Source organism: Kribbella sp. NPDC050241 (assembly GCF_044459685.1).
In the GTDB taxonomy this organism is placed as follows: domain Bacteria; phylum Actinomycetota; class Actinomycetes; order Propionibacteriales; family Kribbellaceae; genus Kribbella.
On record NZ_JBITJE010000018.1, the window covers coordinates 1 to 24,440 of the forward strand.

General features: G+C 67.4%; 20 protein-coding genes and 1 pseudogene. 9 read left to right on the plus strand and 12 right to left on the minus strand.

Annotated elements, in window-relative coordinates; translation table 11 throughout:
• Positions 1-184: 184 nt before the first annotated feature.
• A complete protein-coding gene (locus tag ACIBG5_RS41270; RefSeq protein ID WP_396397543.1) occupies positions 185-1,210 on the plus strand; it encodes a Gfo/Idh/MocA family protein in 1,026 nt (341 codons plus the stop codon).
• A gap of 379 nt (positions 1,211-1,589) precedes the next feature.
• Here ACIBG5_RS41270 and ACIBG5_RS41275 read toward each other — a convergent pair whose 3' ends face one another.
• From ACIBG5_RS41275 to ACIBG5_RS41290, 4 genes and pseudogenes are all read right to left on the minus strand, one after another.
• Entirely contained in the window at positions 1,590-2,153 is a 564-nt protein-coding gene (locus ACIBG5_RS41275) for a sigma-70 family RNA polymerase sigma factor (protein ID WP_396397544.1), read from the minus strand.
• Between the two features lie 262 nt (positions 2,154-2,415).
• A complete protein-coding gene (locus ACIBG5_RS41280; RefSeq protein WP_396397545.1) occupies positions 2,416-3,015 on the minus strand; it encodes a class I SAM-dependent methyltransferase in 600 nt (199 codons plus the stop codon).
• Positions 3,016-3,198: 183 nt separating this feature from the next.
• Positions 3,199-3,825 (minus strand): annotated as a pseudogene (locus ACIBG5_RS41285) (NADH dehydrogenase subunit D); the annotation flags it as partial.
• Between the two features lie 89 nt (positions 3,826-3,914).
• Positions 3,915-6,701, minus strand: a complete 2,787-nt coding sequence (locus ACIBG5_RS41290; protein WP_396397546.1) for an AAA family ATPase — start codon at positions 6,699-6,701, stop codon at positions 3,915-3,917.
• Between the two features lie 89 nt (positions 6,702-6,790).
• Here ACIBG5_RS41290 and ACIBG5_RS41295 point away from each other — a divergent pair, with 89 nt between their 5' ends.
• Genes ACIBG5_RS41295 through ACIBG5_RS41320 form a run of 6 tightly spaced genes read left to right on the plus strand, consistent with a single transcriptional unit; the run spans position 6,791 to position 13,151 of the window.
• Positions 6,791-7,729, plus strand: coding sequence for an SDR family NAD(P)-dependent oxidoreductase (locus ACIBG5_RS41295; RefSeq protein WP_396397548.1), 939 nt, complete (start codon positions 6,791-6,793; stop codon positions 7,727-7,729).
• Between the two features lie 23 nt (positions 7,730-7,752).
• Positions 7,753-10,185, plus strand: coding sequence for a glycoside hydrolase family 65 protein (locus ACIBG5_RS41300; protein ID WP_396397549.1), 2,433 nt, complete (start codon positions 7,753-7,755; stop codon positions 10,183-10,185).
• A gap of 3 nt (positions 10,186-10,188) precedes the next feature.
• The gene (locus ACIBG5_RS41305; RefSeq protein ID WP_396397550.1) at positions 10,189-11,217 is read left to right on the plus strand and encodes an LLM class flavin-dependent oxidoreductase; all 1,029 of its coding nucleotides are present in this window, start codon (positions 10,189-10,191) and stop codon (positions 11,215-11,217) included.
• On the plus strand, positions 11,214-12,203 hold the full coding sequence (locus tag ACIBG5_RS41310) for a TIGR03557 family F420-dependent LLM class oxidoreductase (protein WP_396397552.1): 990 nt from the start codon (positions 11,214-11,216) through the stop codon (positions 12,201-12,203). The genes ACIBG5_RS41305 and ACIBG5_RS41310 overlap by 4 nt, the downstream gene beginning before the upstream one ends.
• A 1-nt stretch (position 12,204) precedes the next feature.
• Positions 12,205-12,468, plus strand: a complete 264-nt coding sequence (locus ACIBG5_RS41315; RefSeq protein ID WP_396397554.1) for a YciI family protein — start codon at positions 12,205-12,207, stop codon at positions 12,466-12,468.
• A 29-nt stretch (positions 12,469-12,497) separates the two neighbouring features.
• Positions 12,498-13,151 carry a class I SAM-dependent methyltransferase gene (locus tag ACIBG5_RS41320; RefSeq protein WP_396397555.1) on the plus strand — a complete coding sequence of 218 codons (654 nt, stop codon included), beginning with the start codon at positions 12,498-12,500 and terminating at the stop codon, positions 13,149-13,151.
• Here the strand turns inward: ACIBG5_RS41320 and ACIBG5_RS41325 are convergent.
• The 4 genes from ACIBG5_RS41325 to ACIBG5_RS41340 all read right to left on the minus strand — a co-directional run bounded on the left by ACIBG5_RS41325 (position 13,145) and on the right by ACIBG5_RS41340 (position 19,008).
• Positions 13,145-14,290: an MFS transporter gene (locus ACIBG5_RS41325; protein WP_396397556.1), complete on the minus strand. Its 1,146-nt coding sequence runs from the start codon at positions 14,288-14,290 to the stop codon at positions 13,145-13,147. The two genes, ACIBG5_RS41320 and ACIBG5_RS41325, sit on opposite strands and share 7 nt — an antisense overlap.
• 143 nt (positions 14,291-14,433) lie before the next feature.
• Positions 14,434-15,705 carry an NADH-quinone oxidoreductase subunit D gene (locus ACIBG5_RS41330; protein ID WP_396397666.1) on the minus strand — a complete coding sequence of 424 codons (1,272 nt, stop codon included), beginning with the start codon at positions 15,703-15,705 and terminating at the stop codon, positions 14,434-14,436.
• Positions 15,706-15,768: 63 nt separating this feature from the next.
• On the minus strand, positions 15,769-16,182 hold the full coding sequence (locus tag ACIBG5_RS41335) for a hemerythrin domain-containing protein (protein WP_396397557.1): 414 nt from the start codon (positions 16,180-16,182) through the stop codon (positions 15,769-15,771).
• Positions 16,183-16,278: 96 nt separating this feature from the next.
• Entirely contained in the window at positions 16,279-19,008 is a 2,730-nt protein-coding gene (locus ACIBG5_RS41340) for an ATP-binding protein (RefSeq protein ID WP_396397558.1), read from the minus strand.
• Between the two features lie 181 nt (positions 19,009-19,189).
• On the opposite strand from ACIBG5_RS41340, the gene ACIBG5_RS41345 reads away from it, so the two are divergent.
• A complete protein-coding gene (locus tag ACIBG5_RS41345) occupies positions 19,190-20,113 on the plus strand; it encodes an NAD-dependent epimerase/dehydratase family protein (protein ID WP_396397559.1) in 924 nt (307 codons plus the stop codon).
• 128 nt (positions 20,114-20,241) lie between these two features.
• Positions 20,242-20,679: a hypothetical protein gene (locus ACIBG5_RS41350; RefSeq protein WP_396397561.1), complete on the plus strand. Its 438-nt coding sequence runs from the start codon at positions 20,242-20,244 to the stop codon at positions 20,677-20,679.
• 6 nt (positions 20,680-20,685) lie between these two features.
• Here the strand turns inward: ACIBG5_RS41350 and ACIBG5_RS41355 are convergent, their stop codons facing one another.
• From ACIBG5_RS41355 to ACIBG5_RS41370, 4 genes are all read right to left on the minus strand, one after another.
• A complete protein-coding gene (locus ACIBG5_RS41355; protein ID WP_396397563.1) occupies positions 20,686-21,336 on the minus strand; it encodes a PadR family transcriptional regulator in 651 nt (216 codons plus the stop codon).
• Between the two features lie 228 nt (positions 21,337-21,564).
• Entirely contained in the window at positions 21,565-22,692 is a 1,128-nt protein-coding gene (locus ACIBG5_RS41360) for an XdhC family protein (protein ID WP_396397667.1), read from the minus strand.
• A gap of 16 nt (positions 22,693-22,708) precedes the next feature.
• Complete coding sequence (locus tag ACIBG5_RS41365) at positions 22,709-23,320, minus strand: SRPBCC family protein (RefSeq protein WP_396397564.1); 612 nt, start codon at positions 23,318-23,320, stop codon at positions 22,709-22,711.
• A gap of 13 nt (positions 23,321-23,333) precedes the next feature.
• Complete coding sequence (locus ACIBG5_RS41370) at positions 23,334-24,308, minus strand: MBL fold metallo-hydrolase (protein WP_396397565.1); 975 nt, start codon at positions 24,306-24,308, stop codon at positions 23,334-23,336.
• Positions 24,309-24,440: the final 132 nt, after the last annotated feature.

The following is a 24,440-nucleotide window of genomic DNA, read 5'->3' on the forward strand; positions in this document are numbered from 1 at the left end:
ACCCCGGCAGGAGCCGTCGACGCCCGCGTCACCGCCTCCAACCGCGCACGATCACCATCACGAAGCCGCAGAGCCCGGGCCACATACATGACACCGATTCTCCCCGAACCCAGACGTAAACTAATCAACGACACGCGACACTAACGTGGGCACCGTAGGTATCGACTGAACGGGGTAAATAGACATGAATGCGGACGCGATCGTTCGCTGGGGTGTGGCCGGCACAGGGTCGATCGCCGACCGGGCACTGAGAGACCTCACCCTCGTGCCTAACGCAGTACTCTCTGCCGTCGGCTCAAGATCCCTCGAGCGAGCAGAAAGGTTCGCCGCGACGCACACCGCGTTGGCCGGCCGCCGGAAAGGCGCCATCGCGCACGGCTCTTATCGAGACTTGATCAATGATTCCACCGTGGATGTGGTCTATGTGACCACGCCGCACCCTCAGCACCGGGCCCTTGCCTTGGCGGCGCTGGCCGCGGGCAAGGCGGTCCTGGTTGAGAAATCTTTCACAGTTACTCCGGCGGCAACCCGTGAGGTTGTCGCGGCAGCACGCATGGCCGGCTGCTTCGCTATGGAGGCGATGTGGACGCGATTCTGCCCGGCCGTTGTGCGGCTACGCCAGTTAGTAGCGGACGGAGCGATCGGTGAAGTCTGCACCGTGACCGCGGATCTCGGGCCGCGTCACCCTGTGGATCCCAGAAGCCAGTCGTACGACCCCGCGCTCGGCGATGGATTGTTGTTCCATCTCGGCGTCTATCCGATGTCGTTCGCCCAAATGCTCCTGGGTATCCCAGAGCGCGTTGTCGCACATGGTGTCCTGCACGACAGCGGGATCGATGTGGAGGAATCGGTGCTGCTGCGCTACGCAGACGGCCGCTCGGCGCTGTTGTTCGCCTCTCTGCGCAGCCCGGCACCAGGTGAGGCCCGAGTGTTAGGTACAAGAGGCTGGATCCAAGTGCCTCCCCGCTTCCATTATCCAACCCGGATGGTGCTCCATCGGGACGGGCGCGACGCAGAGGTCATCAACGCTCCGCTCAGTGGAGCCGGTTATGCCCACGAGTTGATGGAGGTCAGCCAGTGCGTTGCCAGTGGCAACACCGAGAGCGACATCATGCCGCTGGCTGACACGATTGCCGTTCAAGACATCATGGCCATGGTTGCCGAGCAGCTTGGTATGCAGGTGATCGAAGGGCCCGCTGAACTGGAGTGAACCCTGATGTCTATGAACAGTTGGTCTGCGGCCGCTGTGCTGCGCTGGAAGATGGTGCGCATATGGCCGCGCTCTGTGGAACGATTAACGCGATTGGGCTGCCCGTTCATCTGCGCTCGCCAACGGCGGGCTCGACCAACCGGTCGACCGCCCGGTGCATGAGGACTCGGATCACCGCGAGGCAGTTCCAGAAGTCCGAACGCGTCGGTGACTGGCGGGTGGCCGATGAAGGCGCACGTGGGTGTTCGGACCGAGACATTCTTCGGACGAGTGGCGTTCGTACAAGCGATTCGCCAGTAGGGCAGGCCGACGATCACACAAACCGATGTCGAACCGTGGCAACCCACTCATCTTCATGCAGGTTTCGGTGGGGATCTCATCAGGCGCCAGTACGGGTTCCAAAGACGTTCCCTGTGCGACGGTTTGGGGAGTGATCGGCCAGGTCGTTGCGTAGTCTGGCTCGGCCGCGGTGGATCCGGCTCTGGACGGTGCCGACCTTGATGTTCAGGATTGTGGCAATCTGCAGATAGGGCAGACCTTCGACATCGCGGAGAACGACCGGGTCACGCAGGCGTGGCGGGAGCCCGTTGAGCGCTGTCAGCAAGTCGTCGCCGAGCCTGCGATTATCGAAGGTGTCAGCGGGGGACCGGTCGGAGCAGGCCACCGTGTCGTGAGCATCGTCGGGCAACGCTTCGAGTCTGACGCGGTGCGCGGAGTTGAACCTGTCGCGAAAGAGGTTGGTGGTGATACGGCACAGCCAGCCCTCGAAGTTGCCGGGCGTGTACGTGTACAGATAGCGGAAGGCCCTGAGGAACACGTCTTGAGCCAGATCCTCGGCGTCGTGAGGATTTCCCGTCAACCGATAGGCGAGACGTCGCACCCTTGTAGAATGTGCTCGGTAGATGTCTTCCATTCGGGTCGGCAGGACTTCGTCGTGCATCATTGCGCCTCATCACCGTGGGCGCGAGGCACGCTGACCTGTTCGATCGGCATCTGCCCGCCCCCGGGCTCGTAGATATTGGCTACTGATTCATCGTCGGTGTGCAATCTGCCCCTGCGACGGGACGGGGGCTGCCTTCGTTTGCTGCTGGGAGCGTCATAGGAGTCCTTTGTGGAGCCAGGTGAGGAGCCTGTGAAACGTTGCTCGGCCGCGCAGCGGGATTTGCTGCCGTCGTGCCGTCGTTGACACTCGGAGCGGCCGGACATCAGTGATCATGCTGGTGTTTACGCGCGATCAGACGGTGGATCGTCTTGCCGGAACTACTGTTGAGCAGCTCTTCCTCTAGCAGCAGGTCCGCTCCGTTCAGGGCGGCAAAGACGATCTCGGGGTCGACCACGGCGTACAGGCGGCCGGCATCGTCACGCTGGTCTGAACCTTCAGTCACTCGCCAGGTGAGGTAGAGCGTACCGCCGGGCTGCAGGATTTCCACCAGGCGTCGCACCGAGTTCGCGACGGCCGACGGCTCGAGATGCATGATCACGGTCTCGCAGAGCACATTGTTGAAGGTGCCGTCGGCAACACCTTTCAATTCGGGCAGCGCTGCACACCTGAAGGTGACGTCCGGATGCCTGCGTTTCGCCTCAGCGAGCAATCCCTGGGACGGCTCGAGACCAATCGTGGGGAAGCCGTCCGCGTTCAGCCAGGCAGCGTCCCGACCGCTACCGCAGCCGACGTCAGCGGTCAGACCAGGCGTGAAGTAGCGTCGGACCAGAGACTGCAAATCGGTACCAGCAGGCTGACTGTCCCAATCGTCAGCAAAAGCCTCAGCGGCACTGTCATAGGCCTGCAAGGTCTTGGCATCCATTGTTTCTCCTTCCGGGAACTCCTCGGACTGACTCCGCCGGACTGTCTTCATGGCCAGCTTCTTGGATGAAGATTCTCACCGCATCCCCCGTGCGGCAGCAGACCTTGTCGGCGCCGTGTCAGCCTAGGTTTGATCGGAAGACCGCCGCATCCGTCGAACGACCGGTGTCTCCGGAGTGGTCGATCAGCGATCGACCCCACCGGAGATTGGGTCGATGCTGGCGAGTACGACGACGAAATCGGCGACCTGGCCACCGATAGTCATGGCGGGCACGGCTTGGCAGTTGCTGAAGGACGGGTCGCGGAAGTGCACCCGGTACGGCTTGGTGCCGCCGTCGGAGACGACGTGCGCGCCGAGCTCGCCGCGCGGCGACTCGATCGCCACGTAGGCCTGGCCGGCCGGGACCCGGAAGCCCTCGGTGACCAGCTTGAAGTGATGGATCAGCGCTTCCATCGACTCGCCCATGATGTGCTTGATGTGGTCGAGGGAGTTGCCCATCCCGTCGGCGCCGACGGCCAGCTGGCTCGGCCAGCCGATCTTCTTGTCGGCCACCATCACCGGATCGCCGTCCATCTTGGCCAGCTGGTCGGCGCACTGCTCGACGATCTTCAGCGACTCGTGCATCTCGTTGAGCCGGACCCGATGCCGGCCGTAGGCGTCGGCGGTGTCCCAGGTCTGGACCTCGAAGTCGTACTTCTCGTAGCCGCAGTACGGTTGGGTCTTGCGCAGGTCGAGGCCGTAGCCGGTGGCCCTCAGGATCGGGCCGGAGACACCGAGGGCCATGCACCCGACGAGGTCCAGGTAGCCGACAATTGGCAGGCCGGTCGCGAATCCGCGAAGCGAGGAGCCTCGAGTCAATCTGGTCAGTCCTGCGCTTCCGGCGCCGAATGCGAGGCCGGTCAAGCAAGGCCGGGTGGTTTGTCGGGGGGTTCTGTGAAGGACAGTTGGGCGAGTTCGACCCGGGAGCGGATCGAGAGCTTTCGGAAGACCTTTTGCAGGTGGTACGCGACTGTGCGGGGGCTCAGGAAGAGTTGTGCGCCGATCTCCCGGTTGCTTGCTCCTTCGCGAGCTAATCGGATCACCTGGAGTTCCTGCGGCGTGAGGTCCGCGAGTGGCGCTGGTTGCGTGGTGCGGCTGGTGTCTCCGGCTGCGCGGAGTTCGTTGCCGGCCCGCTCGCTCCACGGTGACGCGCCGAGCTGATCGAACGTGTCGGCGGCCGCACGCAACGGGACCCGGGCCTCGGTACGGCGTCGTTGCCGTCGCAGCCATTCGCCGTACAGGAGCTGCGTCCGGGCCCGGTCGAACGGCCTGGGCTGGCCCGCGCGGCTCGCTTCGTCGTGCAGGTCCAGCGCTGCCCGGTACAAGTCGCCCGCAGTCTTCTCGTCGTTCGCAACAAGCGCACGGCAGCGCAAGTCGACCGCACGTGCGGCCGGCCTGCCGCTGTCGGTCGCCCAGGCGGACAGCTTGGCGAGACGGTCGCGCACCTCGTCAGGACGACCGGTCCGGGCGGCCGCCTCGATCAGGTCGGGCGTCTGCAGGACTGACACCAGCGGGTGCTCCGACGTGCCGGCATCGCGGAAGGTTGGTTGCTCCAGCGCTGAATCGGGATGTCCGATGCCGAGATCGAGCAGACACAGGGCCCAGCGGCCGATCGCCACTACCGGCGTCACTCGATGTACTTCGGCATGGCCCAGCGCGCTCGTCGCCAGGCGGCGGCAGCTCTCCTCCTTGCCTGCCACGGCTTCGAGCCAGGCGAGCACAGCCTCGAAATGACAGGCTCGGTTTTGCTGTCCGAGCACTGTCGACAACTCCAGGCCCTCGGTCGCGTTCGCCAGGGCATACCGGTAGCGACCGGTCAGCATCTCCACCGTGGCCAGGATCTGCAGCGACAGCACCAGCAGACCAACTTGGCCACCTGTTCGGCAGGCCCGTACGGCGGTCTCGGCGGCGGCGAGTGCTGCGTCGTCGTCGGCCAGCGACAGGTCGGCCGCAGCCTGAAGCACCAGCTCCACCGGTGAACGGTTCTGGTCGGCAGCGCCCTCGTCGTACGCAGCCGGAAGGCCGAGTGGCTGCCCGTCGGTCAATACCTCGAGCCGATCCGACAGGTCGAGCACCACGCGCACCGCGGACCGATGCGGACTGTCCGGCGGAAGAACCAGGGCACGCAGTGCATGGATGGCCTGACGTGACCAGTCGCGGTCGTTGGCGAACCAGGCGTTCTTCACCGCGTCGAACAGCATCAGAGCGGCGAGCTCAGAGTCCGCGGTGGCGACCTTGTCGATCTCGGCCAGCAGCAGCTGGTGCGTGCTCACTGGTGAGCCGCGGTCGAACGCCATGCTCGCGCGGAGCCGGCGGTTGTGGGCCTGCACGACGAGGTCGGTGCTCATCCGGTCCGACTGCTCGACCAGCCGTTCGGCGCGGGCTGGATGGCCGGCCAGGTTCGCGGCCTGGGCCGCCGCGGACAGGCGGCGGGCCCGTTCGCTCGGCGCTGCGGTTAACCAGGCCGCCTTCTCGAAAGCGGTGGCTGCCGTGGCCGGACCTCCACGCTGCAGGGCTCGCTCACCGCAATGGTCCAGCGCTGCCGCGATACGGTCGTCCGGGCCGGTGGCGGAGGCCGCCAGGTGCCAGGCGCGCCGGTCGGCGTCGAGTTCCGGATCCAGCACCTGCGCCAGGCAGCGGTGGGCCTCGATCCGCTCGCTCAGGCTGGCTGAGCGATAGGCCGCCGCCCGCAGGAGTGGGTGGCGAAACACAATCCGCCGACCGCTGACGGAGTCCTCGGTCCGCACCAGTCCGGCTGCCTCTGCCGGGTGCAGGCAGGCCACGTCGAGCCCGCGAGCGCCGGCCGCTCGCAGCACCACCGCAAGGTCCGAGCTCTCCTCCGCCGCACTCAGGAGCAGGATGGCTCTGGTCGCCGCAGGTAGATTCTCGAGTTGGACCTGGTAGATCTTCTGCAGCCGCTCCGGCAGTGGCAGCGGGCCGGGGAGTGGCTCGACTCCGGCTCGTTGCGCGGCGGACAGGGCGGCCGGCAGCTCGATCAGCGCCAGTGGATTCGCCGATGTCTCGTCGATCACTCTCCGGACCACATCGCCGGTCAGATCGGGGTGGCTTTCGGTCAACAGCGCGGCCGCCGCGGCGGTGTCGAGACCCGTCAACCTGACCTCTGGCGCAGCCGGAAACTGGATCGGCTGCTCGTCCCGTGCGGCGAAGATTAGCCCGATCCTCTCGGCCACCAGCCGGCCGGCGACGAACCACAAGGTGTCGGCGGACGGTTTGTCCAGCCAATGAGCGTCGTCGACGAGGCAGAGTAGCGGGCGCTCGTCCGCGGCTTCGGACAACAGGGTCAGCGTGCCGAGACCTACCAGCATCCGATCCACCTGTTCCGACGGCATCAACCCGAAGGCGCTGCGCAGCGCCGCTGCCTGTGGGCCCGGCAGGTCGTCCATGCGATCGAGCAGCGGGCGGAGTAGCTGGTGCAGCGCGGCGAAAGGCAGCTCAGCCTCGCCCTGTACGCCGTACCCGCGAAGCACCTGTACGGCGTCGCCGGCGCAGGATGCGGCGTGGTCGAGCAGAACGGACTTGCCGGCGCCGGCCTCACCGCGAATCACCAGAAGGCCGGGGTTTCCGTCCGTGAGGTTCCCGACCAAATGCTCGATCCGTTGTCGCTCCGGCTGCCTGCCGTACAGCATGTTCACAACCTACTGCGCCTGGTCGGGATCGCACACAACCGGTCACCTGACGGATGAGACACTGCCGTCAGCGGTCCTACCGTCTGGTCATGGAATCCAGCTGCGGGCGGCGGCACGTCCTCGTGACCGGGGCGTCGACGGGTATCGGGCGTGCCACGGCCCTTCGACTGGCAGGCGACGGCTTCCATGTGTTCGCGACGGTGCGCCGGATCGCGGATGGCAAGGCCCTGGTTCTCGCGGCCGGACGAGGCTGTCTCGATGCCTTGACGATGGACGTGCTCGATCGCGACCTGATCCAGGATGCCGCGCGCACCGTCCGGCGTCATACCGGCGGCCGCGGACTCGATGCCCTGGTCAACAATGCCGGCGTCGGCATGTTCCAGCCCCTGGAACTCGTCGACCTCGAGACCTTCCGCCGGCAGCTCGACGTGAACGTGACCGGTCAGCTCGCCGTCAGCCAGGCGTTCCTGCCGATGCTGCGGGTCGCGAGCGGCCGGATCGTGATGATCGGCTCGATCGGGGACCGGATCACCGTGCCGTTCGCCGGCCCGACCGCGGCAGCGAAGCGAGCGCTGCTGTCGCTGACCGAGGCGCTGCGACTGGAGCTTGCACCGTGGGGAATCAAGGTGATCCTGATCGAGCCCGCCAGCATCCATACCGAGGCTGTCGGCAAACTCGAGAAGGAGTCGACCAAGGCTTTGGACGACTTCGGGCCGGAGGGCCATGCGCTGTACGGCGAGACCTTCAGGCACGTAATCGAGCGCGGCCTCGCCCAAGAGCGGAAGGGCAGCCCACCCGACGTCGTCGCGGCCGCGGTGGCTCGCGCGATCAGGGCTCCGCGGCCGCGTGCCCGCTACCTGGTCGGCAAGGACTCGCGCCGGCTCGCCCTGATCGCCAAGCTCCCGCCGGTTGCGCTCGACCTACTCCGCCGCCGGTTGTTCGGCCTGCCCGAGCCGGGATCGATGACAGCGCAGAACGGAGTGTTGCCCAGCGATGGAACGCGATCGTACGGCGTCCGGCCGAGATGAGAATGCCTGCGAAGGGATGAGCGATGATTGACCGAGGCAACTATCCGATCGACCCCTGGTGGCTGCGCGAGACCGGTCTGCCGTTGGACACGCTCGCCCATTCGGAGTCCCTGTTCGCCTTGTCCAACGGTCACATCGGGCTGCGCGGCAATCTCGACGAGGGTGAGCCGTTCGGGATACCCGGCACCTACTTGAACTCCTTCTACGAACGCAGGCCGCTGCCGTACGCCGAGAGCGGATACGGCTATCCGGAGTCGGGGCAGACTCTCGTCGATGTCACCAACGGCAAGCTCATCCGGCTGCTGGTCGACGACTGGCCCCTCGACATCCGCTATGGCGAGTTGCACGGACACGAGCGGTCGCTGGATTTCCGCTCCGGCATTCTGGAGCGCGACGCCGAGTGGACCTCTCCGGGTGGCAAACGCATCCACATCAGGTCCCGCAGACTGGTTTCCCTGACCCAGCGGGCTGTCGCCGCGATCGAGTACGTCGTCGAGCCGGTGGACCAGCCCGCACGCTTCGTCGTGCAGTCGGAGTTGGTCGCGAACGAGCCCCAGCCTCCGCTGTCGGCAGATCCCCGCGTCGCGACCGCGCTCGATCGGCCGTTGCAAGCGGTGTCGCGCGACAGTGACGACGAAGGCGTCACGCTGATCCATCGCACCAGGTCGAGCGGGCAGTTGATGGCTGCCGGAATGACCCATCGCATCGAAACCCCCGGACGCGCGGACATCGACGTCGACGTACGGGAAGACTGGGCCCGGACCACGGTCATCTGCGAGCTCCGGCCAGGGGAGTCGCTGCGCCTGGTAAAGCTGCTGGCCTACGGTTGGTCGAGTCTGCGGTCCGAGACCGCCGTCGCGGATCAGGTGGGTGCCGCTCTCGCCGCCGCGCGAGCCTCGGGATGGGACGGGCTGGTCGACCAGCAGCGTGCCTACCTGGACGACTTCTGGGATGCGGCCGACGTCGAAGTCCATGGGCACGCGGAGCTCCAGCAGGCTGTCCGGTTCGCGCTCTTCCACGTTCTGCAGTCGGGCGCCCGGGCCGAGCGGCGGGCGATCCCGTCCAAGGGCCTGACCGGCAACGGGTACGACGGCCACACCTTCTGGGACACCGAGGGCTTCGTGCTGCCCGTACTCACCTTGACGATGCCCGGTGCGGCGGCCGACGCCTTGCGCTGGCGGCACTCGACGCTGGATCTGGCCAAGGAGCGGGCCGAGGTCCTCGGTTTGCGTGGGGCCGCCTTTCCGTGGCGGACGATCCGTGGCCAGGAATGCTCCGGGTACTGGCCCGCCGGTACCGCCGCGTTCCACATCAATGCCGACATCGCGGAGGCCGTGAACCGCTACTACCTCGCGACCGGAGACGACCAGTTCATCGAGGAGGTGGGACTGGAGTTGCTGGTCGAAACGGCTCGCCTGTGGAGATCGCTGGGACACCATGACCGCGACGGCCGATGGCACCTGCCCGGGATGACCGGGCCGGACGAGTACAGCGCAGTTGCCGATGACAACGTCTTCACGAACCTGATGGCCGCCCGGAACCTGCGGGTCGCGGCGGAGACGGCCGCGCGTCATCCCGCCAAGGCCCGCGCACTGGGCGTGGATCCGGAGGAGGAGGCCGCCTGGCGGGATGCCGCCGGCGCGGTGCACATCCCGTACGACGACGAGCTCGGTGTGCACCCACAGTCCGAAGGATTCACGGCGTACGCCGAGTGGGACTTCGAAGGCAGCCGGGACAAGTATCCGCTCCTGCTGCATGCGCCGTACTTCGACCTGTACCGCAAACAGGTCCTCAAACAAGCCGATCTGCTGCTCGGGATGTACTGGTGTACTGCGGAGTTCAGCCCGGAGCAGAAGGCCCGGAACTTCGACTACTACGAACGGCTGACGGTGCGCGATTCCTCGTTGTCGGCGAGCATCCAGGCGGTGGTCGCGGCCGAAGTGGGCCAGCTGGACCTGGCCTACGACTACGCCTATGAAGCGGCCCTGATCGACCTCCTCGACTTACAGGACAACACCGGCAGCGGGTTGCATATCGCGTCCCTGGGTGGTGCCTGGACGGCGTTGGTCGCCGGGTTCGGCGGTCTGCGGGAACGGGAAGGTGTCCTGTGTTTCGACCCCGCGCTTCCAGACGGCTTGGCAGGACTCACTTTCTCCGTTCGCTGGCGCGGAGTCCGGCTGCGGGTCGAAGTGGATCAGTCTGAAGTCACCTACGCCGTGCACGACGGTCCGGATGCCAGCGTGATCCTGATGCATGCCGGTGAGCAGGTGACGGTGACCGCGGGCTCACCAGTCGTCCGGCCAGTGAAAGAACGCCCGCCGTTGTTGCCCCGGCCGGCTCAGCCGCCTGGCCGGGAGCCGTTGTCCGCGCTGGGAGACCGGTCACGTGACGGATTCGAGCCATCCTCGTCCCGACGTAGCTTCGGCATGGACGCAGACCCTCGGTGGAAGGTGTAACGGATGAAGTTCGGAGTCGAAGCTCCTACGTGTACCGCGGGGATGATGTACCCGACGCCGTTCGTGACCGCACAGGACGTGATCCGGGTGGCGGTCGAGGCCGAGCAGATGGGCTACTACGACGTCGGCGGGAACGACCACCTGAGCACGATGCAGTTCATCAGGGACGCCTGGCCGGAGCCGCCCAACTTCTTCGAACCCCTGGTCACCCTGTCCAACATCGCTGCCCGTACGTCGGTGATCCGGCTCACCACCGGCATCCTGGTACTGCCGATGCGCGACCCGGTGCTCCTGGCCAAGCAGGTCGCGACACTGGACCAGTTGAGCGACGGCCGGGTGACCCTCGGCGTCGCGGTCGGCGGCTACCGCGACGAGTTCGAAGGCGTGGCGCCGGATCTCGCCGACGCGTCCCGAGCGCGGCTGGCGGCCGAAGGTATCGAATCGCTCCGGGTGCTGTGGGAGGAGCGGTACTCCAGTTATCGGGGGAAGTACCGACGCTTCGACAACGTCGAGTCGTATCCGAAGCCGGTTCAGTCGCCGCTGCCGATCTACTCCGGCGGCAACGTGGAGGGGTCGTTCCGGCGGGCCGGGGAGTTGTGTGACGGTTGGTTGCCGGCCAAGATCGGTCCGGATCGGATCCGGTCCGGACGGGCGAAGGTCGACGCGTACGCCCGGGCGGCCGGTCGTGACCCGTCGACGATCGCGACCGCTCTGCAGTCGGTGGTCTGTCTGGGCGACACCAAGGAGCAGGTCCGCGAGCGGTTCGAGCGGTCGGCGTTCGACCTGTTCCGCAAGTCCCTGCAGACGACGATGACGAAGGGTGTCGACCTGGACGCCTACTTCGACGCGAACCTGATCGGTACGCCGGACGAGGTGTGCGCGAAGGTCCAGGCGTACCAGGAAGCCGGGCTCGATCATTTCTGCGCCAGTCTGTTCGTCGGCAACACCGTCGACGAGTTGATCGAGCAGATGCGGCTCTTCGCCCGCCACGTGATGCCGGCCTTCCCGTCGGCCGAGGGCACGGCGGCATGACCGGCGTCCAGGTCGGTATGGCGGCCGCTCTGGAACAGTTCTCGCCGCGGGACTCCGTCCGGTCGGCGGCCTTGGCCGAGCGGCACGGATTCTCCGGGCAGATGGCCGCGGATCACTTCCAGCCGTGGGTCCCGCAGCAGGGCCAGGCGTCGTTCGTCTGGAGTGTGCTTGCCTCGCTCGCCGAGAACACCACCGGCGATCTCGGACCGGGTGTCACCTGCCCGTCGTTCCGGCTGCACCCGGCCTTGGTGGCGCAGGCGGCGGCGACGCTCGAGGCGACCTATCCCGGTCGCACCTGGCTCGGGATCGGGTCGGGAGAGGCGCTGAACGAGCACGTGATCGGCGGCTACTGGCCGGAGGCGCCGGAGCGGGTACGGCGGATGTTCGAGGCGCTGGAGATCATCCGCAAACTCTTCAGCGGCAAGGATGTCACGCACGCCGGGGAGTTCTTCAAGCTGCACACGACCCGGTTGTGGACGCTTCCTGACGTACCACCACCGGTGTATGTGGCGGCGGCCGGTCCGTACACCTCGCGCAAGTGTGGTGAGCTGGCTGACGGTTTGATCACTCCCGCGGCTTCGCTCGAGAAGCTGGCCGGAATCCTCGAGCAGTTCGGTGTCGGCGCCCGGAAGGCGGGCAAGGACCCGGACACGATGCCGAAGCTGCTGCAGGTCCATCTGTCCTGGGCCGAGTCCGACGAGGAGGCGTGGTCGAACGCAATCGCCCATTGGCCGAACGGTGGCATGAGGTTTCCGAAGGCCGACGTTCGATCGCCGTACGATTTCGCGCAGATGGCGCAGCTGGTCCGGGCCGAGGACTTCCACGGCCGGATGGTGGTGTCGTCCGATCCGGATCTCCACCGCGCATCGCTACAGCGGTATGTCGACGCCGGGTTCAACCGGATCTACGTGCACAACGTGGGTCGCAACCAGGAGCAGTGGCTCGAGGTCTTCGGCCGTGAGGTGCTCCCCAAGCTGGAGGTGTGAGATGTTCCTGGTGTTGCTGCAGTATCAGGACATCCAGGCCGTCGATCGCTTGCTGACCGAGCACTACGAGAACCCAGCCGGCCTCTTCGCGCGGGGGCTGGTGCGGATCGCCGGCCGGCTGGAGCCGCGGACCGGCGGACTGATGATCGTCGACGGCGACCGCAAAGCCGTCGAGGACGCGGTTGCCTCCGATCCGTTCCTCAAGAGTGGTGCAGCGACGGCAACCATCACCGAGTTCCACGCCACCTGGCCACCCTCGGAATGATCTGCGGGGACGGAAAGGAGTGACGAGGCGTGGGCCGCATCCATGAGCTGACGAGGATCGTGCCGGCTGCCGCCGGTAAACCGGCCCGAGCCGAGGCCGCCGCCAGTCAGCAGGCGTCGCGTGACATCGCACTGGACCCGTCGTCGTGGTCGGCGGAGTTGGCGAAGGCGACGATTCGCCGCTACAACGAGCTGGCTCCGGTGTGGGACGGTGAACGTGGCGGCTACCGGCTGATCCCGCTCACGGATGCGTTGCGGCGAGGCGGTCCCGTGCCTCACGGTCTGTGCCTCGAAGTCGGCTGCGGTACCGGTCTGCTCACCGGCCTGCTCGACCGAGTGTGGCCCGAGGTCGTCAGTCTGGACCTGACGTGGGAGATGGTGCGTCGCTCCCCGGCGGCGAGGCGAGTCGTGGGCGACGCGTCCCGGTTGCCGGTGCGAGACGGTTGCGCGCGGGCCGTCGTACTGGCCGATGTTCCGCTGTTCGCGGACGAGGTGGTGCGCGCCCTCGCGCCGGATGGCGTGGTCGTTTGGTCGAACGCGCTGGGCGTGGACGCTCCGCACCACGTACCGATCCCGACGGTGCTCGGTGTGCTGGAAGAGGCCTCGCACGGCGTTTGGACTGCTGTCACCTCGGAAGCAGGCTGGGGCCTCTGGGCAGTGCTGCGCCCCAACCTCACTCATTGATTGTTGTCAGGGGCAATTACGCGACGAGTCGTCGCAAGGGCCGCTGCGGAGACGACACAGGTCACGGCGGAACCGAGAACGACTGGCTGATACCCGATGGTGGTGACGAGGGCGGCCGCAATCAGGGGCGCTGTGGCGCGGCCGATGGTCGTGGGAGTGGCGAGGATGCCTGCGATGGTGGCGTATCCCTGGTCACCGTAGCGGTCGAGCAGGATGGCCGGCGTGGCGACCGAGGCGACTCCGAAGCCCAGGCCGAACAGGATCAGGCTGATCGCGGCGCCGATGATGGTCCGGCCGATGAAAGGCAGTACGCCGATGGCGCCGCCCTGCAGAGTCATGACGGCGGCCGTGATGGCAGTGATGGGGAGCCTTCGCTTGGCCACGGTAGTGACGATCCGGCCGGTGACCGACAGTACGCCGAGGAGTCCGGTGAGGCTCGCGGCCGCGGTCGGCGAATGGCCCAACTGGATCAGGTAGGTGACCAGGTGAACGGCGATGACTGCCAGGGCAGCGTTGTGCAGGACGAACGCGACGGCGATCAACCAGAATCCCGCATCGCGGAGGACACGGGCCGGTGACCGGCTGTCTTGACGTCGGATGGCCGGCGCTGCCGGACTCGTCCCGCGGAGGACGATTCCGTGCAAAGGCACGGTGAGCGCGACCACCGTCGCCAGGATGATCAACCCAATGCGCCATCCGAGCGAATGGATGAGCTGACCGGCGAGCGGGACGAAGATCGAGTTCGCGAACCCGGCCACCAGGGTGACGCTCAGCAGCGCGTTGCTGCGCCGCGCCGGGGGAGTGATCGCGATGATGACGGCAAAGGCCGGCTGGTACAGCACCATTGCCGACGCGACGCCGATGAGCACGAAGACGGCGTACAACTGTGCGGCCGAATGGACCTGCGACCAGGCGATCACCGCCACGGTCCCGAGGACCGATCCGCTCGTCATGACTCCGCGGCCGCCGTGCAGGTCGAGCCAGCGCCCGACAGGTATCGCCATCGCCGCACTGACCAGGACGGATGTGCTGAGTGCGCCGGTCGCGGTCGTAGTACTGAGGTGCAGATCGCGGCACATCGGCGCGAGCAGCGCGCTGAACGCGTAGTACAGAACGCCGTATCCGATGGTCGTGGTCACAGCCAGGGCCGTGATCACGGCCCCGGCGCGGGGTCGTTCACCGAGTCGCACGAAACACCACGCTAGGCGGCCGCGACCCGCGTCTCATCCGTCGATCGACCGGTCCTGCGCAAGCAGTTGAGGCGGGATCCGGAGGTGGTCGGTCAGCGATCGACGCCGCCGGAGATTGGGTCGATGCTGGCGAGTACGACGACGAAATCGGCGACCTGGCCACCGATAGTCATGGCGGGCACGGCTTGGCAGTTGCTGAAGGACGGGTCGCGGAAGTGCACCCGGTACGGCTTGGTGCCGCCGTCGGAGACGACGTGCGCGCCGAGCTCGCCGCGCGGCGACTCGATCGCCACGTAGGCCTGGCCGGCCGGGACCCGGAAGCCCTCGGTGACCAGCTTGAAGTGATGGATCAGCGCTTCCATCGACTCGCCCATGATGTGCTTGATGTGGTCGAGGGAGTTGCCCATCCCGTCGGCGCCGACGGCCAGCTGGCTCGGCCAGCCGATCTTCTTGTCGGCCACCATCACCGGATCGCCGTCCATCTTGGCCAGCTGGTCGGCGCACTGCTCGACGATCTTCAGCGACTCGTGCATCTCGTTGAGCCGGACCCGATGCCGGCCGTAGGCGTCGGCGGTGTCCCAGGTCTGGACCTCGAAGTCGTACTTCTCGTAGCCGCAGTACGGTTGGGTCTTGCGCAGGTCGAGGCCGTAGCCGGTGGCCCTCAGGATCGGGCCGGAGACACCGAGGGCCATGCACCCGACGAGGTCCAGGTAGCCGACGTTCTGCAGCCGGGCCTTGAAGATCGGGTTGGCGTTGCACAGCTCGGCGTACTCCTTGAGGTGCTTGTTCATCCAGGTGATGTACTCGCGGATCTTGTCCAGCGCACCCGGCGGCAGGTCCTGGGCGACACCGCCCGGCCGGATGAACGCGTGGTTCATCCGCAGGCCGGTGATCAGCTCGAACAGGTCCAGCGTCATCTCCCGCTCGCGCATGCTGATCGTCATCACGGTGATCGCACCGAGATCCATCGCACCGGAGCCGATGGCGACCAGGTGGCTCGAGATCCGGTTGAGCTCCATCAGGAGCACCCGCATCACGTTGGCCTTCTCCGGGATCTGGTCCTCGATCCCGAGCAGCCGCTCGACCGCGAGGCTGTAGGCCGCCTCGTTGTAGAACGGCGACAGGTAGTCCATCCGGGTGCAGAACGTGACGCCCTGCACCCAGGAGCGGAACTCCATGTTCTTCTCGATCCCCGTGTGCAGGAACCCGATCGTCTGCCGGACGTCCGTGATGGTTTCGCCGTCCAACGTCAACGTGAAGCGCATCGGCCCGTGCGTGGACGGATGCTGCGGGCCCATGTTCACGACGAGCTGGTCGGTGTCGAGGTCGGCCAGGACATTCGCCCAGTCGGCTGAATCGGTGATGAAGGTGTCCACATGTTTCGCCACAGCTCAGAAGCTAGGTGGCAGGACAGCTCGGCGAATCCGTCAGTCGACCAGGTCGTCGCCAGACAGCAGATGATTCTCCTCATCGGACAGGTGGTCCTCGAGCAGCGCGGACAGCTCGGTGAGGGACTGGCGCAGGTCGCCGGTCGCCTGGCCGTCCCGCTGCAGGGCGGCGGCCGCTTGGCGGATCCGGCCGAGCTGAAAGGCAATCAGCCCGTGGTGGCCGCTCAATCGCTCGACCACCGGACGGAACTCCTGGCCGGCCGCCAAAACCTGGTACAGCTGGCTCCGCTTGAACGCCTGCTGTGCGAGCAGGGTGTCGCAGTACGCGGCACAGAAGGCGCGCAGGTCGTCGGTCTGGCGGCGGTTGGTCGGTGGAGAGTCGGCTAGCACGCGCAGCCTGGCCAGCTCGTCCCGCAGAGACTCGTTGACGGATCGCAGCGTTGCTGCCGACATGCCGGAAGAGATTGCGATCACCTCGCTTGGGGCGACGGATGGTTCGAGGCTATGGCCGGGGTCCGGGTGCGGGCATCCGTCGAGTGACCGTACTGGCTATGGGTTCTGGGCGAGCAGCAGCGTGAGCTGGGCGCGGTTGGCCACGCCGAGCTTCGGGTAGGCCTTGTAGAGGTGGTAAGCCACCGTCCGGGGACTGAGGAACAGCCGGGCGCCGATAGCCGGGTTGCTCAGTCCCTGCGCGGCAAGCCGTGCCACCTGCAACTCCTGCGGAGTCAGTCGCCGCAGTGGGTCGATCCGCGGCGCAGGAACCGACTCCGCCTCCCCGGCTGCCCGAAGCTCGGTACGAGCGCGACCGGCCCATGGCCTGGCGTCGAGCAGGTCGAACAGTTCCAATGCGGCCCGTAGGTGTCCCCGGGCATCCGAGCGCCGGCGCTGCCGACGTAACCACTCGCCGAACAACAAGCGGGTTCGCGCATGTTCGAACGGATGCGCACCGCCCTGATGGAGTGCCACAGCCTCCGAGAACGAGCGCTCGACCTCGTGGTCGGAACCGACCAACGCGCGGCAACGCATCATCACCGCCAGCGGCCACGGCTCTCCGGTCGCGACCGCCCAGGCGGCGAACTCGTCGCAGGCGATCTGAGCGCACCCGCGTTCGCCCAGCGCGACCGCGACCTCGACCAGGATCGGGAGATTGGGCAACGTCATCAGGTTGCTGGACTGGATCTGCCCCTCCAAGCGGCCGTACGCCGACTCGTACCGGCCGAGGCCGAGCTCGAGCAGGCCGAGCAGGCTCGGGCTCCACAGGTCGACCGGGTCGGGGCTCTCCCGCTTGATGGTCTCGACGTACTCGTTGCAGGGGTGCGCCTGGCCTTCGACCGCGGCGACGTACGCGAGGATCGCGGTCAGCGGTCCGATGCTGTGCCGCTGGCCGGTGTCCCTGGCGATGCGCAGACCTTCGGTGGCGTTGGCGACCGCGTCGCGGTGGTGTCCGGTGAGCAGTTGCGATTTGGCCAGGAAGAGCAACGCATCGGGCAGTACGCCGATGGCGCCCCGGGTGCGGCAGTCGTGCTCCAGAGCCAGTGCCACCTGATGTCCGGTCTCGATGTCGCCGGTCAGCAGGTAGAGCCCGACCCTGGCGCGTTCGCGGAGCCCGAGGCCCTGTGGTTGCTCGTGCACCATCGCCAGCAGATCGTGCAGCAGCGGAACACCGGACTCAGGTCGTCCCTCCGCGATGTCGGCGACGCCGCGGAGGGCCTTCGCGACCGGGAGCACCTTGGCGCGCTCGGTCAGATTCATCGATTCGATCAGCCGGGTGGCCGCTTCCATTGCGCTGAGGTCGCAGGCCAGCCAGGCGGCCGACATGGCGCTGAAGAGCAACCGGGCCGCAGCGTCGGGAGCATCGGCCCCGACGTCCTGAGCGGCCGCCAGGAGGAGGTCGCACGCCAACCGGTGCCGGCCGCGCATCTGGGCGAGACTGGCTTGGACGTGGGCCAGTTTGGCCAGCTGGACCGGATCACTGACGAGTGCGGCCGCCCGGTCGGCGAGTAGCGTTGCGCGGTCCGCGAGCCCGCCGTCGGCAGCGGCGGTAGCGGCGGCGGTGAGCCGTCGTCCGCGCGCGGACCGTTCGGGACTGAGCTGAGCGGCTCGCTCATACGCCGCGGCGACGGCGATGCGGCCGCCACGCTGCGCTGCCCGCTTGGCCGCCTCTTCCAGCTCCTGGGCGACGCACTCGTCCGGCTCGGTCGCCGCGGCGGCCAGGTGCCAAGCCCGCCGGTCCGCAGCCTCCGGCCCGGCCAGCGCCAGGGCCAGACTGCGATGTACGGCGACCCGCCGCGCCGTCGTCGCCGACCGGTAGACCGCGGCCCGGCAGAGCGGATGCCGGAACCGTACAGCCTGGCCCTGGATCGAGAGCAGCCCGGCCTGCTCGGCCGGCTCGATGTCCTGCAAGGTCGCTCCGAACCCCTCGGCCGCAGCCAGAACGACGGCGAGCTCGCCGGTGTCCTCGGCCGCCGCGACGAGGACGAAGTACTGCGTCTTGGCCGGAAGCGCGGAGAATCGGTCGGCGAACGACTGCTGGACCCGGCTGATGCTCGTACCGGCGCCGACCGGCAGGCCATGGGCCGGTAGCTCCCCGGCGCGCTGGTCCGGTGACAGGAGTTGCGGTAGCTCGATCAGCGCCAGCGGGTGACCGGCGGCTTCGTCAACGACCCACTCCTTGGCCCGAGGTGCCAGGTCGGCCGCGGTGTCCGAGACCAGCGCGAGGGACTCCTCACGATCCAGACCGGCCAGCCTGACCTCGGGCAGGTCGGCCGCGATGTCGTCGGCGAGGTCGTCCCGGCCGGCCAGCAGGATGGCGATGCCTTCGGCCTCGACCCGGCGAGCGGCAAACAGCAATGCCTCGATGGACGCACGATCGACCCAGTGAGCGTCATCGACCAGGCACAGCACCGGCACGTCGTCAGCGAGTTCGGCAAGCAGGGAGAGGACGGCTTGGCCAACCAGGAACCGGTCATCAGTCGGTGCCGACCGCTGCCCCAGCGCCGCGCGGAGCGCCTCGGCCTGCACCAACGGCACCGAGTCGAGACGATCGAGGTCCCGGTGGAGCACCAGGTGGAGGTAGGCGAACGGAAGTTCCGCTTCGGATTCGATGCCGGTACCGCGCAGGACTCTCATGCCCGTGGCGGACCGGGCTGCATACTCGAGCAAGCTGGTCTTGCCGATGCCGGCGTCACCGCGAACGATCAGTACGCCGCTGCGCCCGCGGTGCGCCCTGCGCAGCAGCTGGTCGATTTCAGCTCGCTCGCTGGTTCGCCCGTAAAGCATCGACAGCAACCTAGGTCAGCTCGAATCGGCCACACATCCGTCGAATGACTGGTCGGCAAGCTCGATACCGCAGCAGTGGCGGCGAACCGCGTCAACTGGCTAGTCGACAGATGCGGGTGGTCGGGCGCGCTGCCTACCGTCTCCAGCGATACGGACAACTGCGCTATGCACTGGAGAGATCATGAGAGTTCTCGTGCTCGGTGGTACCCGGTTCATCGGTCGCGCGATCGTGGACGCTCTGCTGCCGCGGCACGAGGTGACGGTTCTGAATCGGGGACACCAGCCGCTGTGGGACGAGCGGATCGTGCAGCTCCTTGCCGATCGGGGTGAGCTGGGTGAGCTGGCGTCGGCGCTGACTGAACCGTTCGACTGCGTGGTCGACGTGTCCGGCACCGAGCCGGCGTACGTCCGGAACGTGTTGTACGTGCTCGACAAGACGCCGTACGTGTTCGTCAGCTCGGCGGCCGTCTACGAGCGGGCGAAGATGCGACCGCCCTTCGGGGAAGATGATCCGGGCGGCGGCGACCCCATTTGGGGTGGGTACGGCGAGGCGAAGGCGGCGTGCGAGCAGACGCTGCGGCACACCCTCGGGGACGAGGTGACGATCCTGCGCCCGCCGTACGTGTACGGGCCTCGCAACAACGAGCAGCGCGAGCAGTTCCTCTGGGCCCGGATCCTGGACCGGCAGCCGGTCTTCGTGCCCGGTGATGGCAGTACGACGATCCAGTTCTGCCATGTCGACGCCCTGAGTCGCGCTGTCGTGGCTGTGTGCGATGGCGAATTGATGGCGGGGACCTACAACGTGGGCGAATCGCGCACCTACACCTTCAGCGACTATCTGCGGCTCCTCGGCACGGTCGCCGGGGTCGAGCCGGTGCTGTGCGAGGTGACCAACAAGTCGGTTCCGGCGCGGAGCTATTTCCCGTTCCGTCCGGCCGACCTGACGTTGCAGGTCGGCAAGCTGGCCGCGACGGGCGTCGTCCCCGACATCCCGCTGGCCGACGGCCTCGCCGAGACCTTCGCCTGGTTCGACGAGAACGGCGGCTTCGAGTACACCCCCACTCCCCAGGAGCACTTGTGGCGCCATCGTCGGACCGGCATATGAGTCCGCTGCGTAAAGAGCGCACAGAACTGTCCAGCCGGCGATGGCGACGGGCTGCGACCCGGACGCTGTCTACATGGCTGGCGGAGGGCTACGCGCGGCCGCGACGCCGTTTGGACGGGTGGCTGCCGATGCGGGTGGGCCAGCCACTGGACGTGGTTGTCGTCGTGCCGGATGCCGTCCACGTCTGGCTGCTGCCTCGCAGGCCGAGTGTGCTCGACGACTACTGCGTCCGCGGGATCGCCGACCAGGTCAGCGTGGTCGTCCCGGAGGGTCGGCTGGCCGAGGCGAGAGCCGGCCTGCCTGAGACGTTCGGCGTTGCCACCGTCGGCACGGTGGCAGGAGATCCTGTCCTGCTCGAGATCCGCAGGCCAAGTCCCCTGCCGGTGACGAACGTCGCCGCCCTCGGCGAGTTACTCACGCGCGACGAGCTGGCGGATGTGCTCGCCGGTCAGGGGAGGAGGGTCTCGCCGTTCTCGGTGCGGTCCGCACTGCTTGCGGAGATGCTGGAGCTCCTGTCACCCGAGGAGGCCCGACGCTGCATCCTGCACGCGCTGGTCTCGGGGTGAGGGGTCCTAGCGCGAGCTCGCGCGCTTGCGCTGTCGCGAGGTCTTGCGGTCGCTGTCGCCCCACAGCTGGGCGCCGCTCGCCTCCAGGTCGGAGAGCATCGCCAAGCCCTCCTTGGCCCAGGCGATCTCGAACTTCGCCTTGGCGACCTCGCCGCGGAAGGCGAAGCGACGGAACGCCTGGATCGCCTCGTGCTCGCGCTTCGGCCGGCCGGAGAACCGCTTCCGCATCAGGGGCACCTGCCGGGACTCGACGTTGCGCACCATCTGCTCCCAGTCGCGTAACGCCCTGGTGAAGTGGCTCAAGTGCTCCTGCAGTTGGAGTCGCGCGGCGTCGTACGACGCGAACTCGAAGTGCGCCGCCCGCAGGCGGTACGGGTCCCGCTCCGGCGGGTGGACGACCGGCTCCAGCGACCATCGGCGCAGCTCGGCAAGGCCGGCCTCGTTCACGGCGTAGAGCCGCTTCTCGGCGCGCTCGCCCCGCGGGACCACCTCGACGTCAAGCAGTCCGTCACCCTCCATCCGGCGCAGCTCAGGGTAGATCTGGCTGTGCGGCGCGCTCCAGACATAGGCGACGCTGCCGTCGAAGTACTTCACTAGGTCGTAGCCGGTCATCGGCTCCGCCGTGAGAACGGCCAGCAGTGCGTGCCGCAACGACAATCGACACACCTCCTCGATGCGGTTGCCAGCATATACGTATCTCGATAGGTATGTGTCATTTGGGACCAGTCAGTTGACGGATACGAGCCGCCACCGCAGCCGGTCGGGACGGAGATCGATCCTGACTGCCGGGCTTGGTCGATCGACGGATGCGGTCTGGGGCGGTGGCTGACCAGAATCCAGGGCATGACCCATTGCCGGCTGACCACACCCGATGATCGGCCGTCGTCAGGCGATCGGCAGCCGGTGGATGGGACCGTCCTGCGCGCCGAGCCGGCGACCGGAGCCGCCCTGGGAGCCGGCGATGATCTCGGCCACGATGCTGATCGCCGTCTCCTGCGGAGTCCGGGCGCCCAGGTCGAGGCCGATCGGGCTGGAGAGGCGGGCCAGTTCGGCCTCGGTCACTCCTGCTTCCCGCAGTCGCTGCGTGCGGTCCGAGTGGGTCCGCCGCGATCCCATCGCGCCGAGGTAGCCGACCTCGGGCAGCCGCAGCGCCACCTCCAGCAACGGTACGTCGAACTTCGGATCGTGGGTCAGGACGGCGATCGCCGTACGCCCGTCGATGCGGCCGGCCACAGCCTCGCCGGTCAGGTAGCGATGCGGCCAGTCCACCACCACGTCATCTGCGAACGGGAAGCGCCGCGCGGTCGCGAACAAGGCTCGGGCGTCGCAGACCGTCACCCGGTAACCGAGGAAGCTACCGACCTGGGTCAGCGCCGCGGCGAAGTCGATCGCCCCGAAGACGATCAGGCGTGGCGGAGGTGCGGCCGTCGACACGAAGACCCGCAGGCCGTGCCCGGTTCGCTGACCTTGCGGTCCGTACGACAGCACACAGGTGCGTCCGGCCGCGAGCACACCCCGCACGTCTGCGGTCAGTACGGCGTCCAGCTGGGCCGACCCGAGACTGCCTGCCGCACTCTCCGGTCGCACCACCAGCCGTCGCCCGACCAGCTCGGGATCGGCGCACTCGATCACGGTCGCCACCGCGACCGGCCGGCCGGATTCGATGTCCTCGGCAATGGATCCGAGTTCGGGGAAGGTCTTGCGGCTCACCGCCTCGACGAAGATCTCCAGCGTGCCGCCGCAGGTCAGCCCGACCGCGAAGGCGTCATCGTCGCTGACGCCGTACCGCTCGATCGTGGGCCGACCCGAACTGGCGACCTCGCAGGCCGCCTCGTAGACCGCGCCTTCCACGCAGCCGCCGGACACGCTGCCGACCACCTCGCCATCGGGACCGACCAGCAGGCTGGCACCCGGTGGTCGCGGGGCCGAACGGTAGGCGGCCACCACTGTGGCCATGCCCACGGTCCGATCCTCCCGCCACCATTGCGCGAGGTCCTGGACGACTTCCTGCATGCTCACGGCCCGGTGCTCAGCGTCGACGGTCGGCTTGCCGCGAGAACAGCCGACGGACAAGGCCGAGCAGGGCGGCACCCAGCGTTCGCATCGTCGACCGGCCTGCCAGGGCGAGAACGTTGATCGCCTCGGGCTCCTGGGCGGCCTGTCGCTGCGGCGGCGCGGGCTTGGCAGCGGCGACCGGCTGCTCCTCCATCTGTGTGGCGAGGGCGCTGGCGAACTGGCCGATGATGCGGTTCCCGACATCCGTCATCACGCTACGCCCCAGTTGCGCCGGGCGGCCGGTGATGTCCAGGTCGGTGGTCAGGTCGACCCTGGTGTGGTCGTCTTCTGCTGCCAGCCGCATGGTGACGACGGCATCGGCGGTGCCGTTACCGCGGGAGTCCTTGCCCCGGCCCGCGATCACCGCGGTCCTCGTCGCCTCGTCTCGGGAGCGGAACTCGGCTCGTCCCTTGTACGTCAGGTTCACCGGACCGACCTTGACCTTCACCCTGCCGGTGAAGGTGTCTCCATCGACCGAGTCCAGTGCGGCCCCTGGCATGCAGGGGGCGACGCGTTCGACGTCGAGAAGGACTGCCCAGGCCTCGTCGACCGGCACCGGCACGGTGAAGGTGTTCTCGATCTGCATCGTCGATCTCCCCTCAGAGACTCCGCCGCTCGAGCGATTCGAGGTAGCGGTAGACCAGCAGCACGTTCAGCGTGTGCAGGGATTGCATCAGAGCGGGGAACCGCTCCGCTCCGGGGATCTCCGGCGCCAGGGTCAGCGGGTTGCGCAGTTCGTGCGGGTTGGCCAGCATCTCGTCGAGGTCCATGCCCTGCTGACGCTTGGCGTCCACGACGGCAGCCATTTCCTCCAGGTAGGAGAGCATCCAGCTGATCGACGGTTCGGCGTCGCTGAGCGGGCCGTGGCCGGGGACGAACCGCTCCAGTTCGAGTGTGGCCTTCATCGCGCGGATCGACCGGGTGTAGCCGATCGGGTCACCGTTCAGCAGCATCGGCGGCATCCCGGCGTGCCGGAGAAAGTTGCCGGCCCAGGCAACCTTGGCGTCCGGGACGTGCACGACGGTGTCGCCGGAACCGTTGCCGATACCGAAGTGCCACAGGTGTACGACGCGGCCGCCGAGGTCGATCTCGCAGAAGCGGTCGAAGACGATGTCCGGCTCGCGCCAGCTGACGACCTCCTCCATCCCGGGGTCGCCGTACATGCTCTCCGACCGGTATCGCTTCTCCGCTTCGAGATCGGTCATCGAGGCCTTGTTCAGCCGAGAGGAGACGATCGCGATGTCGTCGGGGAACGCGACGTTGCCGAAGGTGTGGTCGCCGTGGAACGTGGTGTTGGCCAGGTAGTGCACGGGTACGTCGGTGACCTTCCGGACGACCTCCTGCAGGTACCGGCCGACACCCGGGGTGATGCCGGCGTCGACCACCAGTGCGGCCTTCGTCCCGATGATCAGCCCGTTGTTGTCCTTGGGCAGCCGGTTCGCCATCAGGCCGTAGACACCTTTGCCGAGCTCGGTCGGGATCAGCTCCAGGCCGACCGGGCTGAGGTTCGGCGCCAGGAATCCCGGCTGCCGCTCGCTGATCTCCTGAATGACGGGAACGGGCCAGCAGTACACCACGGTCTCCTCTCGGCGGCGCAGCCCGAGGGGGTCGGCTCGGGGAGCGCGTCTCAATATGTATCGAGATACCTAAATAGATACCTTTCTGCAGAAGTGCCCGTCAAGACCTTGCCTGCCGCGACGTGGTCG